Origin of the sequence: Achromobacter sp., from assembly GCF_050285585.1 — a bacterium.
Taxonomy (GTDB): domain Bacteria; phylum Pseudomonadota; class Gammaproteobacteria; order Burkholderiales; family Burkholderiaceae_B; genus Achromobacter.
This window is the reverse complement of sequence record NZ_JBLZXF010000005.1, coordinates 221,618-236,424: the sequence shown is the minus strand read 5'-3', so window position 1 is coordinate 236,424 and position 14,807 is coordinate 221,618. Positions and strand designations below refer to the sequence as shown.

Genomic DNA, 14,807 nt, shown 5'->3' with positions numbered 1-14,807 from the left:
TGCCTGCGCCGGCGGGGGCGCGCCTTACTGGCGCACCACCGCGGTTTCGATCTTGTTTTCGCCCAGCCTGCCGCGGGCGCGGTTCATGTCGTCGAGGCGGGCGAACGGCCCCACCCTGACCCGATTGATGGGCTTGCCGTTCACTTCCGCCTTTTGCACGGCCACCGGCAAGCCCAGCAGGATGATGCGGGCCTTGAGCGATTCAGCGTCGTTCTCGCCCCGGAAGGCGCCTGCCTGCAGGTAGTACGTGCCCGTCGCCGCGGAGGCGGAGGGAGCCGGCTTGGCGGCGGGCGCCGGGGCCGGAGCGGCTTTCGAAATGGGCGTGGGCGGCGCGGCGGCGGGAGCCGGCGCCGTCGCGGCGGGCTGCTGCCGGGTGGAGGGCAAGGTCGCGATCAGCGCGCCCAGGTCGTCCATCTTGGAAGGCGGCTCGTCGGGCTTGGCAACGCCGGCGCCGGGCAGCGGCGCGGGGGCGGTCGCGGTGGGGCCCGTGGGCGCGGCGCCCGCGCCGCCGTCACGGCCGTACAGGCCGGCATTGGGATCCGGGGCCTGGCGGGGATCGGGCAGCTTGCCCGAGTCGCCCTGGCGGCTGGCCCGGTCCACGAAGGGCACGGGCGCCTTGGTGACGTAGAAGGCGACGACGGCGGCCACGATCAGGCCGAGGAGCAGGCCGGCCAGCGCCCCGTACAGGGTGCTGCCGCTTTCGCCGGAGGAACGGCGGGTGGTTTTGCGCTTTGTTGCCATGAACCGATGTTACATCCGCTCGGGCGCGGACACGCCCAACAACTCCAGGCCGTTGGCCAGGACCTGGCGCGTGGTCGAGGCCAGGCGCAGGCGGGCCAGCTTCAGCGCCGCGTCGTCGACCAGCACGCGTTCCGCGTTGTACCAGGCGTGGAAGTCCGAGGCGCAGTCACGCAGCCAGAAGGCGATGTGGTGCGGGGACAGTTCCTGGGCGGCCAGGGCGATCACGCCCGGGAATTCGGCCAGGCGTTGCATCAGGGCGAATTCGGTCGGGGCGGTGAGCAGCGCGGCGTCGGCCTGCGCCACGTCGGCGGCCGGCATGGCGGCATTGGCCACCACCGAGCAGATGCGGGCGTGGGCGTACTGGATGTAGTACACGGGGTTCTCGTCGCTCTTGGACAGCGCCAGGTCCACGTCGAACACGAATTCCGTGTCGGCGCGGCGCTGGATCAGGAAGTAGCGCACGGCGTCGCGGCCTACCCAGTCGATCAGGTCGCGCATGGTCACGTAGCTGCCGGCGCGCTTGGAAATCTTGACCTCTTCGCCGCCGCGCATCACCTTGACCATCTTGTGCAGCACGTAGGACGGGTAGTCCTTGGGGATACCCTCTTCCAGAGCCTGCAGCCCGGCGCGCACCCGCGCCACGGTGCCGTGGTGGTCGCTGCCCTGGATGTTCACGGCGCGGTGGAAGCCGCGCTCCCATTTGGCCTTGTGGTAGGCGACATCGGGCACGAAATAGGTGTAGCCGCCTTCGCTTTTCCGCATGACGCGGTCCTTGTCGTCGCCCGTGCCGAGTTCGGTGGTGCGCAGCCACAGGGCGCCGCCCTCCTCGTAGGTGTGGCCGCCGGCGACCAGCGCCTTGACGGTGTCTTCGACACGGCCCGAGGTGTAGAGCGAGCTTTCCAGGTAGTAGTTGTCGAAAGCCAGGCCGAAGGCCTGCAGGTCCAGGTCCTGCTCGCGGCGCAGGTACGCCACCGAGAAGACGCGGATGTCTTCGAGGTTGTCGATGTCGCCGGTGGCGGTAACGGCCACGCCGTCGGACTGGACCGTCTTGCCGGCCTGGAAGTCGCGCGCGATGTCGGCGATGTAGTCGCCCTTGTAGCCGTCGGCCGGCCATTCGGGGGAATCGGTCGTGAGGCCGCGAGCGCGGGCCTGCACGCTGATGGCCAGATTGTTGATCTGGTTGCCGGCGTCGTTGTAGTAGAACTCGCGGGTGACGTCCCAGCCGCTGGCGTCGTACAGGCGGCAGATGGCGTCGCCCAGCGCGGCCTGGCGGGCATGGCCCACGTGCAGCGGGCCGGTGGGGTTGGCCGACACGAATTCGACCAGGATCTTTTCGCCGCTGCGGGCGGCGCGGCCGAAGTCGGCGCCCTGCTCGGCCACGGCCGCGATGACGGCCTGGCGGGCCGCGGCGGTGATGCGGAGATTGATGAAGCCCGGGCCGGCGATCTCGGCGCTTTCGACCAGGTCGGCGGCGCCGGGCTGCGCCATCAGGGCGTCCACGATGGCCTGGGCCAGTTCGCGCGGATTGCGGCGGGCAGGCTTGGCCAGCTGCATGGCCACGTTGGTGGCGACGTCGCCGTGGGCGGCGACCTTGGGGCGCTCCAGCAGCACATTGGCCCGGGCCGTATCGGACTGGCTGTCGGGCAGGCTTTGCGCGACGGCGGCCTGGATCAGGGAGATAAGCTGTTTCTGTTGCTCGAGGAGCATGGGCGTCTGGAGAGGTTCTGAGTTATTGACGGACGCGCCCGCGGGGACCGGGCCTGGCGGGCGGAACGGACAGGGCGGACGCTGCCTGACGTATGGAGCGGGGCCGCGCGCATGCCCGGTTCCGGGGCGGCGCAGGAGGTCCTCCTGTCAGGGAATCTCCTGAATCATAGTTGATTTGGCCGGCGGACAGGCGCCGGCCCGGGCCTGGGCCGAGGCGGGCGGGCCCGCCTTCGGGGACGGAAGGTGGGCCCCGCCGGTCCTCCGTCCTGACGCCAGTTGGCATCCCCCGCGCGTTGCGGTAGTGTGTGTAAGTAATCATTGTGGAGACCGGAATATGTTGATCACCTTTCACTCCAAGGTCGTGGCCGAGGTTCTGATGCTGACCGACCATGCGGGCGCGCTGTTGCAGGCCGCCGGCAAGTCCTTCGGAGACAAGATTCCGGAGCGCGGCGTTTTCACCGTGGAACAACTGCAGCCCGCCATCACCGGCATCGAGCGCGCGATCGACGAATACCAGCGGGCCCACGAGGGCAGCGAGGAAGACGACGTCGACAAGGCGCCGGTGCCCCCGATGGCCCGCATGGTGGGCATGAAGGAACGCGCCTTCCCGCTGTTGGACATGATGCGCCAGTCCCTGGCGGCCAACGCGGAAGTCACCTGGGAAGTGTCGCGCGGCTGGTAGGCGGCGGGGCAATGTCGCCGGGCCGACAATCTGCCCGGCCGTTTTTCCCTACGCTTCTTGCCTCACGCCCTCTGAAGGAATCCCCATGCGCAGCGATATCACCATTGTTTTCGACCCCCGCCGTTCGCTGGACCTTTCCGCCGACGTGGAACCCTCCCCGCAGCGCCAGACCGAGGCGCGCGACTGGTTTGACGGCGCCTGGGAAACGCTGGGCTGCGAACCGCTGCGCCCCAGCGGCAAGGTCCTGCTGCTGGACAAGGTGCTGGGGGTGGCGGACGCGCTGGGCTACGACACCCTGTCCACCGATGAAAAGGAAGCCCGCGAATTCGCGAACAATCTGGCGCTGGCCCTTGAACGGCCGCGCATCACGGTGGATCTGCCCGGCCTGACGGTCGGCTACTGAGCTTCCGGCCCGCCATATCCGGGCGGGCCTTTCTTCCTCTGCCTCCCGCGCGCTGCGCCCGGCATGTCCGCGGCGGATCGTCAAGCGCCTGCACGCCCGCGCCTTTCGGAGTGCGGGTTTTTCCCTACTCCTTTTCCTATTGATCGCCATATCGCGCTGACGCCGCGCAAGCTATAGTTCAGCTGGTATTCAAGTGGGATCCCACCGGGATCGCAACAGGAAAATGAACCAGGAATCATTCGAAGACCTTGCCGGCGAAGGCCCGGCGCTGAGCGTATCCGAACGCACCTACCAGGCCCTGCTGGACCGCATCGCGTCCCGCCGCACAGGCCCGGGCGAAGTGATGGAAGAGCGCCGCCTGTCCGAAGAGCTGAACGTCTCGCGCACGCCGATGCGCGCCGCCTTGAACCGGCTGCTGGGCGAGGGCATCCTCAAGCGCCTGTCCAACGGCTCCGTCGTGGTGCAGGAGTTCGGCGCCACCGAATTGCTCGAACTGCTGCAGATCCGCCGCCTGCTGGAGGGCGAGGCGGCAGCCATGGCCGCCGGCCGGATCCCGGGCGCCAAGCTGGCCTCGGTCAAGGCGCGTCTGGAAGACGTGATGCGCCATAGCGCCGCGGGCGGCGAATCCACCTGGACCGCCGACAACGAAGTCCATGATCTGATCTCCGCCCATTGCGGCAACAAATCGATGGCCGCGATGATCGCCGACGCCCGCCGCCGCGCGCGCCTGTGCAACGTCGAGCGGCTGGCGGAACGCTCCGTGCAGGCCCGCGGCGAACACCTGGCCATCGTCGAGGCATTGCAGTCGGGCGACGGCGCAGGGGCGCGCCAGGCCATGGCGGCGCACCTGGACAACGTGCGCCGCGCTTTCGCCAAGACCCTGGGGTACCTGCCTCATGAGGGCTGATCCGATGCGCCGCGTCGTGGCCGAACCCCTGACCTCCGAGGGCTTCGCCGAATTCGGCGAAGTGGTCGAGCATGGCGGCGACGCGCGGCGGCGCCATCTGAGCCTGCCCTTTGCCCACGCGGCGCCCGCGTGCCGGCCGGCCATGTGGGTCAGCCGGGTCGACGCGGCGCTCGCCTGGCCCTGCCCGGTCGTGCTGCTGGAACGCCATCCCCATTCGTCGCAAACCTTCATCCCGCTGGACAACGCGCCGTACCTGGTCGCGGTCGCGCCCGACGGCGCGGACGGCGCGCCAGATCTGTCCCGCTTGCGCGCGTTCATCGCTTGCGGCAGCCAGGGCGTGTGCTACCGGGCCGGCGTCTGGCACCAGGGCCTGTCCGTGCTGCGCGCCCCGGCCCAGTTCGCCGTCGCCATGACGCTGGCGGACGACGGCAACGATGAATTCCTGGAACTGGCCGCGTCGGTAGACATCGTGCCGCCCGGTTTTTCCCGCTGAACGAGGAAATCCCCATGCAACCCGATTACCCCCACCTGCGGCGCGACTTCGTCGGCTACGGCGCGGACCTGCCTCATGCGCAGTGGCCGGACGGCGCCCGCATCGCGCTGAACCTGTGCGTGAACTATGAAGAAGGCGGCGAACTGTCGGTGCCCGATGGCGACGAGGCCTCGGAGTCCGCGCTGACGGAAGGCGGGGGCGGCGGTTTCGCCGGCCGCGACCTGGCGGCGGAATCCATGTTCGAGTACGGCAGCCGCGTGGGCTTCTGGCGCGTTGCGCGCCTGCTGCGCGAGCGCGGCATGGCTGCCACCATCTTCGGCTGCGGCCTTGCGTTGGAGCGCAATCCGCAGGTGTGCGCCGCCATCCGCGAGGCGGGCTGGGACGTATGCGCGCACGGCTGGCGCTGGGAGCGTCACCAGAACCTGAGCGAGGAAGAAGAGCGCGAACGCATCCGCCGCACTGTTGCGTCCATCGAGGCTTCGGTGGGCGTCCGCCCGCTGGGCTGGTACTGCCGCTACGGCCCCGGCATCCACACCCGCAAGCTGGTGGCCGAGGAAGGCGGCTTCCTGTACGACTCCGACGCCTATAACGACGAGCTGCCGTATTACGTGGACGTGGGCGGCCGGCCTCACCTGATCGTGCCCTACGGGCTAGCCAACAACGACGCCAAGTTCATCCGCGGCGGCATGGCTACCGGCCAGGACCTGTTCGACTACCTGAAGGACGCATTCGACATGCTGTACCGCGAGGGAGCCGAGCGTCCCCGGATGATGTCGGTGGGCCTGCATCTGCGGCTGGTCGGCCATCCCGGCCGCGCCGCCGGCCTGGAGCGCTTTCTCGATTACGTATCGCGCCAGCCGGGCGTGTGGGTCTGCCGCCGGGCGGACATCGCGCGCCATTGGCTGGCCACGCATCCGCCCCGCTGAGGGCTCGCGCAGAAGAACCATCACAACGAGGAGACAAGCATGACCATGTGGATAAACAGGAAGCTCGGCTGGCTGGCGGGCGCGCTTGCGCTCGCCGTCGCGGCGCCCGCGGCCGCGCTCGCGCAGCAGTCCTATCCCGACAAGCCGATCCGGCTCGTCACGCCGTTCCCGCCGGGCGGCGCGGCCGACACGCTGGCGCGCGCGCTGGCCAAGAGCCTGAACGAGGCCTATGGCTCCACCGTCGTGGTCGAGAACCGCGCCGGCGCGGGCGGCACCATCGGCACCGCTTCCGTGGCCAAGGCCGCGCCCGACGGCTACACGCTGCTGCTGGGCAACGTATCCACGCTGGCGACCGCGCCCAGCCTCTACACCAAGCTCAGCTACGACCCGCTCAAGGACTTCACGCCGCTCACGCTGGTCGGCCGCAGCCCGCTGGTGTTCGCCGTGAACCCGGGCGTAAAGGCCAGCAATCTGCGCGAACTGATCGACGCCGCCGCTGCGCAGCCAGGCTCGCTGGACTACGGTTCGTCCGGCGCGGGCAGCATCACGCATCTCACCGGCGAACTGCTCAACGTGAACATGAAGGGCGCCATGGTCCACGTGCCCTACAAGGGCAGCGCGCCGGTGGTGATGGCCATGGTGTCGGGCGAACTGGACATGGGCGTGACGCAGGTGGCCGAGATGTTGCAGCAATACCGCGCCAAGCAGGTGCGCGCGCTGGCCATCACCGGCAATCAGCGCCTGTCGGCGGTGCCCGACGTGCCCACGGCGGCCGAAAGCGGCGTGGCTGGCCTGGACGCCACCACCTGGTATGCGGTCGTGGCGCCCCGGGGCGTGCCGCAGGCGGTCGTGGACAAGCTGCAGCCCATGCTCGTCAAGGCGCTGGAAAATCCCGAGATGAAGAAACGCTTCGCGGAGGAAGGACTGATCCTGGAATCCTCGTCGCCCCAGGCGCTGGCGGAGCTGATGCGCAGCGACATCCCGAAATGGGCCGAGGTCGTCAAACGCGCCGGCGTGAAACTAGACTAACGCTGACGCATCCGCATCACGGCAAGCCGCCCTGGGCGAAGCCGCGCGGATCCGGCTCCGCCGGTCCGTAGCGGCGCCCCCTTGAGGGGGGGCGCGGCGCGCGGGGGCGGGCTACCTGATTCCCGCACGCATGAACGATTGCACGAACTGCCGCTGGAACAGCAGGAAGGCGATCAGCAGCGGCGCGGCCGACATCAGGGTGGCGGCCGTGATGACCGACCAATCGATGCCCTGGTCGGTGGACGAGAACACTTGCAGCCCCACCGTCAGCGGCCGCGATTCGACCGAGTTGGTGATGATCAGCGGCCACAGGAAGTTGTTCCAGTGGTGGCTGACCGACACCAGCCCGTAGGCCACGTAGATCGGCTTGGCCAGCGGCACGTACACCTTCCACAGGATCTGCAGCTGGTTGGCGCCTTCCATGCGGGCGGCCTCTTCCAGTTCGCGCGGGACCGTCTTGAAGGTTTGCCGCAACAGAAAGATGCCGAACGCCGATGCGAAGTACGGCAGGCCGATGGCGAACACCGTATCGCGGATGCCAAGCTGGCTCATCGAGCGGTAGTTCTCCACCAGCAGCACGTCGGGCATGATCATCAGCTGCAACAGCACCAGCATGAAGACGAAATCGCGCCCGCGGAACTCCAGCCGCGCGAACGCATAGCCGGCCAGGGTGGACAGAACCAGCTGCGCGGCCAGCACCATCGTGACGAGCAGGAAAGTGTTGAGGAAATAGCGCGGGAACGGCGCGGCGTGCCAGGCCCGCACGAAATTGTCCAGCGTGAGCGGCGCGAACAGGTCGAAGCGGGTCGCGTAGGCGGGCGGATGGAACGCCGCCCACATGGCGTACGCCAGGGGCAGGATCCAGAGCAGGCCGAGCGCCCAGGCGCCCAGGGTGTCGAGCTTGTCTTTCATTGATAGTGCGTCCTGCGGTCCAGCCAGCGGAACTTGACCAGCGCGGTCAGCGCCAGCACCACCAGCAACACGACGGTCAGCGTGGCGGCATAAGCCGTGTCCCAGAAACTGAAACCCACCTGGTAGATGTAGTACAGCAGCAGCGTGCTGGCGTTGTCGGGTCCGCCGCGAGTCATGACCACGACGTGGTCCACCAGCCGGAATGCGTTGATCAGCGCATTGATCAGCACGAACAGGGTCGTGGGCATCAGCAGCGGCCAGAGAATGCGGCGGAAGTACTGCCAGCGCGACGCGCCTTCCAGCATGGCGGCTTCGCGCAAGGACGGCGACACCGTCTGCAAGGCGGCCAGGTAGAAGATCATGAAGAATCCGGCTTCCTTCCATACCGTCACAAGCATCAGCGCGGGCAGCGCCGTTTCGCGGCTGCCGAGCCAGTTGGGGCCGGGCGACCCGAACAACTGCATCACCTGGGCGATCAACCCATACTGCGGCGTGTAGAAGAACAGCCAGATGTTGGCCACCGCCACCATGGGCAGCACGGTGGGCGTGAAGTACGCCATGCGCAGGAACCCGCGGCCGCGCAGGTTGCGGTTCACCCAGAGCGCCATGATCAGCGCGATGCCGATCGATGTGGGTATCGTGCCCAGGGCGAACCACAGGTTGTTCCACAGCGATTGCCAGAACACCGGGTCATCGCGCATGACCGCGTAGTTATCCAGCCCGACGAACCGGGCCGGACGCGCGCCCTTGGGCGTGGAGAAAAAGCTGTGCCATAGCGTCGCCAGCGCCGGGTAGTGCGTGAACGCGGCGAGCAGCACGATGGCCGGCAGCAGAAGCAGCCAGCCATAAAGCGCGTTTAAAGAGCGGCTCATCGTGCTTGTCGGTTTATTTGTAGGAACGCAGTATGCGGTCGGCCTCGCGTTGCGCGTCGGTCAAGGCCTGCTGGGGCGTCTTCGAGCCCGTCAGCGCCGCCTGCAGGGCGTCGTTCAGGGTCTTGGTGACGCGCTGGTTCTCATGCGTGGAGAACTCCGCCACGCTGACTTCCAGCTGGTCGCGCGCCACTGCCGCGGCCGGCACTTCCTGCGCGTACTTCTTCATCTTCTCGGTCTGCCATGCGGCCGGCGTCACCGCGACGTAGCCCGTGGCGATGCTCCAGTCCGCCGCGCGCTCGGGCGTGGTGACCCATTGCGCGAACTTCAGCGCGGCCTGCTGCTGTTCCGGCGTGCCGCTCTTGAAAATGTAGAAGTTGCCGCCCCCGGTCGGGCTGCCGCCGCGCTTTTTCTGCGGCATCATGGCGACCCCGAAGGGGAAGTCGGCGTTCTTGCGGATGTTGGTCAGGTTGCCCGTCGTGGTCCAGACGATGGCGGCCTTCTTCTCCAGGAAGTCCTTCGGGGTGGTGCCCCAGTCGATCGTGCCGGTAGGCATGATCTTGTGCTTGGCGGACAGGTCGCGCCAGAACTGCGCGGCCTCGACGACGGCGGGCTTGTCCAGGTAGACCTCGTTGCCGGCCTCGTTCATCAGAATGGCGTCGTTGGGCGTGGTGAGCGCCTGGAACAGCCAGTAGGCGAAGGCGCCGCCCGAGGGAATCTCGATGCCCCACTGCGTGGTGTTGCCCGAGGCGTCCTGCTTGGTCAGCTTCTTGCCGTACTCGACCAGCTCGTCCCAGTTGGCGGGCGCGCGCTCGGGATCCAGGCCCGCGGCCTTGAACAGGTCCTTGTTGTAGTACATGACGATAGTCGAACGCTGGAACGGCACGCCCCAGGTATGGCCGCCCGTGCGGCTGTTCTGCATGAAGGCGTCGTAGAAGCCGCCGAGCCACTTCTTGTCGGCGTCGCTCTTGGCCAGGCTGTCGATCGGAACGATGGCGTCCTCGTCGATCAGCGTGAACATGTCGGTGGACAAGAGCACGGCCAGTTGCGGCGGGGTGCCGCCCTTGAGCGCGGTCAGCGCCTTGGCGATCGAGTCCTGGTAGGAGCCGGCGTAGATCGGCTTGATCTTGATGTCGGGATTTTCCTTCTGGAAATCCGCCACCATATCGTCGACGATCTTGGTGATGGGGCCGCCGACCGCGACCGGGTAATAGAACTCCACCTCGACGGGCTTGTTCTGCGCCTGCGCCGGCAGCGAAAGGCAAGCGGCGGCCAGGCTGGCGGCCAGGGTCTTCAGTACGATGCGTCGCATGTTGGTTTCCTTTTCTGTGTAGTGGGCGTTTTTAGCGCCGGGCCGCCCCAGGGTAAAAAGCGCCTCCCTCGGGGGGGCGGCAAACCGACGACACGGCGTTGGGGGCCATTTTTCTTAGCGTCCGTCGGTGTTGATGACCGCCGAATCGGCGGCAAAGAAATGCTGTTGCCCGTCCGGCCAGGACAGGCGCAGGGCTTCGCCTGCGCGCGCGCGCAGGTGTCCGCCCACGCGCACGGCCACCCCGCTGGTGTCGCCGACGCGGCACACCACGATCGAATCCGCGCCGAAATACTCCACGCTTTCCACGGTGGCGGCGATGCCGTTGTCGTCGATGCGGATGTGTTCGGGCCGCACGCCCAGTTTTACCGAGCCGGCGGGTGCGTTCGCGATGGCCGGGCCTTCCGTGCCGGCGATCACGGTGGAACCGCGCGCCGCCGTCAGACCGATCAGGTTCATGGGCGGCGTGCCGATGAAGCGTGCCGCGAACTCGCTGGCCGGACGCGCGTACAGGCCGTCGGGCGTGTCGTGCTGTTCGATCTGGCCGCCGCGCAGCAGCACGACCTGGTCGGCCATGCTCATGGCCTCCGTCTGGTCGTGCGTCACGTAGACCATGGTGATGCCCAGATCCTGTTGCAGCGCACGGATCTCGCGGCGCATTTCATGGCGCAGCTGCGCGTCCAGGTTCGACAGGGGCTCGTCCATCAGGCAGACCGGGGCTTCCGAGATCACGGCGCGCCCCAGCGCCACGCGCTGCTGCTGCCCGCCCGACAGTTGCGAGGGCTTGCGGTCCAGAAGGTGGTCCAGGCCCAGGAGGCCGGCCACGCGCTTGAGGCGGCGGTCGTAGTCGCGCGCCGGTTCCTTGCGCACCTTCAGGCCGAACAGGATGTTCTCGCGCACCGACAGGTGCGGAAACAGCGCATACGACTGGAACACCATGGAAATGCGGCGCTTGGAGGGCGGAAGCTGGGTGACGTCGCGGTCGCCGATATGGATGCTGCCCGAGGTGGGGGTGTCCAGCCCGGCGATCATGCGCAAGGTGGTGGATTTCCCGCAGCCCGAAGGACCCAGCAGGACCGTGAAGCTGCCGGCGGGAACCGAAAAGCTCACGCCATGGATCGCGGCGGCGCCGCCGTACTGCTTGGTAAGGTTATCCAGAACGATGGATGACATGCTGTCTCGAAGATCTAGTAGTTAGATCCGCATTGTTGCCTGTTATGAAAACCTTTTCATTGTGCAGCGCAAACATGACGGATGTATGGCAATGCGGGGTAGTCTAGCCGCTGGTCTCAGGCGAAAGGATACGGGCCGGGGTATTCCCCAATGACGGCGTGATGCGTGACCAGGTTGCCGCCATGCCACCAGTGCAGCTGGTAGCCCGGCGGTTCCATGATGTATTGCAGCGTCGGGCGCGGCCCCAGCTCCAGCGCCAGCTGGTGCGCCGTGCCCGGACAGGTGGAGGCGATCGTGCCGCCGAAGCGCTGGAATATCGTTCGGTGCAGGTGGCCGCAAAGCACGCGCTGCACGTTCGGAAAGCGCGACACGATGCGCTCGAGTTCGGGCGCGCCGGCCAGCAGGCCGATGGCATCCATATGCTCGATGCCGGTCAGGAAAGGCGGGTGATGCATCAGCACCAGCGTGGGCCGGTCCGGCTGTTCGGCCAGGCGCGCAGCCAGCCAGTCCAGCCGGTCCTGGCAAAGCTCGCCGTGGCTTTTCATCGGCACGACCGTATCCAGCGCGAGCATGCGCAGCGGATAGGTTTCGACGGCGTACTGGATGAACGGGCCCTGGCCTTGCAGGTACCCGTGGTCGGGGAATGCGGCGCGCAGCCCGGCGCGATCGTCGTGGTTGCCGGGCAGAAGGAAATACGGAATCTCCAGCGCCTGCAGATGTTCCCGCAGCGCCTGGTACTCCACCGGCTTGCCCAGGTCGGTCAGGTCGCCGGTGATCAGCACGCAATCCGGCCGCGGCGTCAGGGCATTGAGCGCGCGCACCGCCGGGGCCAGGAAGGCGGCGGGATCGATGATGCCGTAGGCCTTGTCGCCGGGAGTGCGCATGTGCAGGTCGGTAATCTGTGCGATGAGCATGGGCGTGAATATAGGAGGGTTATCGTGGAATGCTCCGCTGGCCGCTAGGCGGCGCTGGAGGCCTTGCGGCGGACCGGCGCAGCGGTGCCGCCGACGACGATGCAATGCGGCAGGCGGTCCGATTGGGGCGGATGGCCGTGGATCTGCGCCAGCAGGTTCGAGCAGGCGGCTTCGCCGATGCCGTCGCTGGGCTGGGCCACGGTGGTCAGCGGCGGCGTCAGCAAGGCGCCGAAGCGCATGCCGTCGAACCCGCACACGGAAATGTCGGCCGGCACCGAGAGCCCCAGGGCGACCAGGTCGGCGATCACGGCGGTGGCTAGCAGATCGTTCGAGCAGAACAGCGCGGTCGGCGCCTGCTTGCCGCGCAGCGCGGCCTTCAGCACGTCGGCGTCGCTGCCGGTGTGCGAACTCATGGAAATGTGCTGGATGGTTTCCAGGCCGAGCCGCTTGGCGCAGGCGCGGGCGCCCACCAGGCGGCGGCGCGCGCGGTCGGATGCCGTCAGCGGGCCGGTCACGAGCGCAATGCGCCTGTGGCCGAGCGCGGCCAGATGGGCCACCATGTCGCTCGCCGCGGCGCGATTGTCCACCGATGCATAGGGATGGGCGGCCGATTCGTTGTAGACCAGCACGTAAGGAATGCCGGCGCTGTCCAGATCGTCCAGCGTGGCGCTTCGGGCCACGTCGGCGACGGTCAGGATCAAGCCGTCGACCTGGTGGTCCATCAGGCCCTGGACCGCGGCCGACTCCACTGCCGGGTCGTAGCCCGTGGCCGTGAGCATAACGCTGTAACCGGATTCGCGCGCGCGGCGTTCCGCGCCTTCGAAGCATTCGGCGAAGACCGGGTTGGACAGCGTAGGCAGGATCAGCCCGAGGGTGCGCGTGCTGCCCGAACGCAGGCTGCGGCCCACGCGGTTGGGCCGGAAGCCGGCGCGCTTGGCCACATTGCGGATATGCGCGAGGGTGTCGGGGTGCACGATGTCCGGCTGATTGAACGCGCGCGATACCGTTGCCGGCGAGACCCCGGCCTTGCGAGCCACTTCGATAATGGAAAAGCGGGGCGACGAGCGCGAGGCCATGGCGGGTATAGCTGCCGGATCCGTGAAAACGATTTCATCATACAAGACAAATATGACCTTTGTGTTGCACGCGTTTGCGCTATGCTGGGGGAACGCAACAACAAAGCCAAGGCGCGACGCGGGGTTTACCCAGGGAAAACAAGGCGTGTTCCGTGTTTTTCCCAATTGACGCGGAGTGAACAATGGTTGAAGTCGGTCCGTCCAGAACGCATGGCAGGTCTCTGCCCCGCGGAATCGGGCAGGCCCTCGGTCAAGGGGACCGGGTGCGTAGTTCAGCCGCCGCGCGTGATGCGCGGCGCCGGTAAAGAGGAAAGGACCATGTCTACAGCCTTGAACAGACTTGGCGCGCTGGAAGCCGCGCGCAAGCTGCAACGGCGTGAATTAACGGCGGAACAGCTGGTGCGTGCCTGTTTCGCGCGCATCGAGCAGCGCGAGAACACCGTGCATGCCTGGACCGCGCTGCAAAAGCAGGCCGCGCTGGATCGCGCGCAAGAACTCGACCGCGGCGCCCTGCAAGGTCCGTTGCATGGCCTGCCCATCGGCGTGAAGGACCTGTTCGACACCGTCGACCTGCCCACCCGCTACGGTTCTCCCATCTACGAACGCCACCGCCCGGGCCTGGACGCCGCCTCCGTGGCGCTGTGCCGCGGGGCGGGGGCGGTCGTCATCGGCAAGACCGTCACTACCGAATTCGCCACCTACCTGGCGGGCCCCACGCGCAATCCGCGCAACGAGGCCTACACGCCGGGCGGCTCGTCCAGTGGCTCGGCCGCCGCGGTGGCCGATGACATGGTTCCGTTCGCGCTGGGTTCGCAAACCGCGGGTTCCATCATCCGCCCCGCGTCCTACTGCGGCATCGTGGGCTTCAAGCCCACGTTCGGCGGCATCCCCCGCGCGGGGGTCAAGAACCTGGCGGAATCGCTGGATACGGTCGGCGGCTTCGCGCGTTCGGTGCCGGACGTGGCGCTCTTCGCCTCGGTCCTGATGCGGGATCCCCGCATGCTCGAGCTGGCCTACGACGGCAAGCCGCGCATCGGCATGTACCGCAGCCTCCAGTGGCGCCACGCGCAGGCGGAAACCAAGGAGGCGTTCGCGCAGGCGGCGGCCATCCTGTCGCGGGCCGGCGCCGTCGTGGAAGAAGTGCCCCTGCCGCCGGAGCACTGCGTGCTGGTGCAGCTGCACTCGGACATCATGGCGTTCGAGGCCTCGCAGTCGCTGGCCTATGAGCGCCTGGAGCACGCGGCGCAGCTCAGCTCCAAGATCCAGGCGATCCTGGACGCGGGCGCGCGCATCACGGCGGAAGAACACCTGAAGAACCTGGACCGCGCGGCGGAGTCCCGCGCGCGCGTGGACGCGTGGTTCGACAAGTACGACGTGCTGCTGGCGCCCAGCGTGGCCGGCGAGGCCCCTTTCGCGGACCTGGGCACCGGCGACCCCCAGTTTTCCCGCGCCTGGACGCTGTTCGGCGTGCCCTGCCTGAATCTGCCGTTCGCAACCGGCCCGCAGGGCCTGCCGGTCGGGCTGCAGCTGGTGGGCCGGCGCCACAGCGATCACTTCACCCTGGCCGTCGCCGCCTGGGTCCACCAACGCCTGCTGGCCGCCCACGCTCCGGATATCGGCGCGTCCGACATGTGGCCCAGGGGGTGATGGCGCGGCGGCAAGCTCC

At 67.8% G+C, this 14,807-nt stretch carries 15 protein-coding genes; 7 read left to right on the top strand and 8 right to left on the bottom strand.

Annotated features, from left to right (window positions below):
* Nucleotides 1-24: 24 nt before the first annotated feature.
* Together ACN6PJ_RS10240 and argS are read right to left on the bottom strand one after the other, a co-directional pair.
* Nucleotides 25-741 carry an SPOR domain-containing protein gene (locus tag ACN6PJ_RS10240; RefSeq protein WP_427995749.1) on the bottom strand — a complete coding sequence of 239 codons (717 nt, stop codon included), beginning with the start codon at nucleotides 739-741 and terminating at the stop codon, nucleotides 25-27.
* Nucleotides 742-750: 9 nt separating this feature from the next.
* Entirely contained in the window at nucleotides 751-2,448 is a 1,698-nt protein-coding gene (gene argS / locus ACN6PJ_RS10235; protein ID WP_427995748.1) for an arginine--tRNA ligase, read from the bottom strand.
* Between the two features lie 334 nt (nucleotides 2,449-2,782).
* On the opposite strand from argS, the gene ACN6PJ_RS10230 reads away from it, so the two are divergent.
* From ACN6PJ_RS10230 to ACN6PJ_RS10205, 6 genes are all read left to right on the top strand, one after another.
* Entirely contained in the window at nucleotides 2,783-3,130 is a 348-nt protein-coding gene (locus ACN6PJ_RS10230; RefSeq protein ID WP_043541319.1) for a DUF1840 domain-containing protein, read from the top strand.
* 85 nt (nucleotides 3,131-3,215) lie between these two features.
* Nucleotides 3,216-3,533 carry a hypothetical protein gene (locus ACN6PJ_RS10225; RefSeq protein ID WP_427995747.1) on the top strand — a complete coding sequence of 106 codons (318 nt, stop codon included), beginning with the start codon at nucleotides 3,216-3,218 and terminating at the stop codon, nucleotides 3,531-3,533.
* A gap of 223 nt (nucleotides 3,534-3,756) precedes the next feature.
* On the top strand, nucleotides 3,757-4,440 hold the full coding sequence (locus tag ACN6PJ_RS10220; protein ID WP_427995746.1) for a GntR family transcriptional regulator: 684 nt from the start codon (nucleotides 3,757-3,759) through the stop codon (nucleotides 4,438-4,440).
* The gene (locus ACN6PJ_RS10215) at nucleotides 4,430-4,933 is read left to right on the top strand and encodes an ureidoglycolate lyase (RefSeq protein WP_427995745.1); all 504 of its coding nucleotides are present in this window, start codon (nucleotides 4,430-4,432) and stop codon (nucleotides 4,931-4,933) included. The genes ACN6PJ_RS10220 and ACN6PJ_RS10215 overlap by 11 nt, the downstream gene beginning before the upstream one ends.
* Before the next feature lie 8 nt (nucleotides 4,934-4,941).
* Entirely contained in the window at nucleotides 4,942-5,859 is a 918-nt protein-coding gene (locus ACN6PJ_RS10210) for an allantoinase PuuE (protein ID WP_427995803.1), read from the top strand.
* Between the two features lie 39 nt (nucleotides 5,860-5,898).
* A complete protein-coding gene (locus tag ACN6PJ_RS10205; RefSeq protein WP_427995744.1) occupies nucleotides 5,899-6,888 on the top strand; it encodes a Bug family tripartite tricarboxylate transporter substrate binding protein in 990 nt (329 codons plus the stop codon).
* Between the two features lie 111 nt (nucleotides 6,889-6,999).
* On the opposite strand, the gene ACN6PJ_RS10200 is transcribed toward ACN6PJ_RS10205, so the two are convergent.
* The 6 genes from ACN6PJ_RS10200 to ACN6PJ_RS10175 all read right to left on the bottom strand — a co-directional run bounded on the left by ACN6PJ_RS10200 (nucleotide 7,000) and on the right by ACN6PJ_RS10175 (nucleotide 13,141).
* Entirely contained in the window at nucleotides 7,000-7,800 is an 801-nt protein-coding gene (locus ACN6PJ_RS10200) for a carbohydrate ABC transporter permease (protein WP_427995743.1), read from the bottom strand.
* Entirely contained in the window at nucleotides 7,797-8,672 is an 876-nt protein-coding gene (locus tag ACN6PJ_RS10195) for a carbohydrate ABC transporter permease (protein ID WP_427995742.1), read from the bottom strand. The genes ACN6PJ_RS10200 and ACN6PJ_RS10195 overlap by 4 nt, the downstream gene beginning before the upstream one ends.
* A 13-nt stretch (nucleotides 8,673-8,685) precedes the next feature.
* Nucleotides 8,686-9,981 (bottom strand): ABC transporter substrate-binding protein, encoded by a 1,296-nt coding sequence (locus tag ACN6PJ_RS10190; protein WP_427995741.1) that lies wholly within the window; start codon nucleotides 9,979-9,981, stop codon nucleotides 8,686-8,688.
* A gap of 114 nt (nucleotides 9,982-10,095) precedes the next feature.
* Entirely contained in the window at nucleotides 10,096-11,151 is a 1,056-nt protein-coding gene (locus ACN6PJ_RS10185) for an ABC transporter ATP-binding protein (RefSeq protein ID WP_427995740.1), read from the bottom strand.
* Between the two features lie 116 nt (nucleotides 11,152-11,267).
* A complete protein-coding gene (locus ACN6PJ_RS10180) occupies nucleotides 11,268-12,065 on the bottom strand; it encodes a phosphodiesterase (protein ID WP_427995739.1) in 798 nt (265 codons plus the stop codon).
* 44 nt (nucleotides 12,066-12,109) lie between these two features.
* On the bottom strand, nucleotides 12,110-13,141 hold the full coding sequence (locus ACN6PJ_RS10175; protein WP_427995738.1) for a substrate-binding domain-containing protein: 1,032 nt from the start codon (nucleotides 13,139-13,141) through the stop codon (nucleotides 12,110-12,112).
* Between the two features lie 318 nt (nucleotides 13,142-13,459).
* Between ACN6PJ_RS10175 and ACN6PJ_RS10170 the strand changes: the two genes are divergently transcribed.
* On the top strand, nucleotides 13,460-14,788 hold the full coding sequence (locus ACN6PJ_RS10170) for an amidase (RefSeq protein WP_427995737.1): 1,329 nt from the start codon (nucleotides 13,460-13,462) through the stop codon (nucleotides 14,786-14,788).
* Nucleotides 14,789-14,807 lie beyond the last annotated feature (19 nt).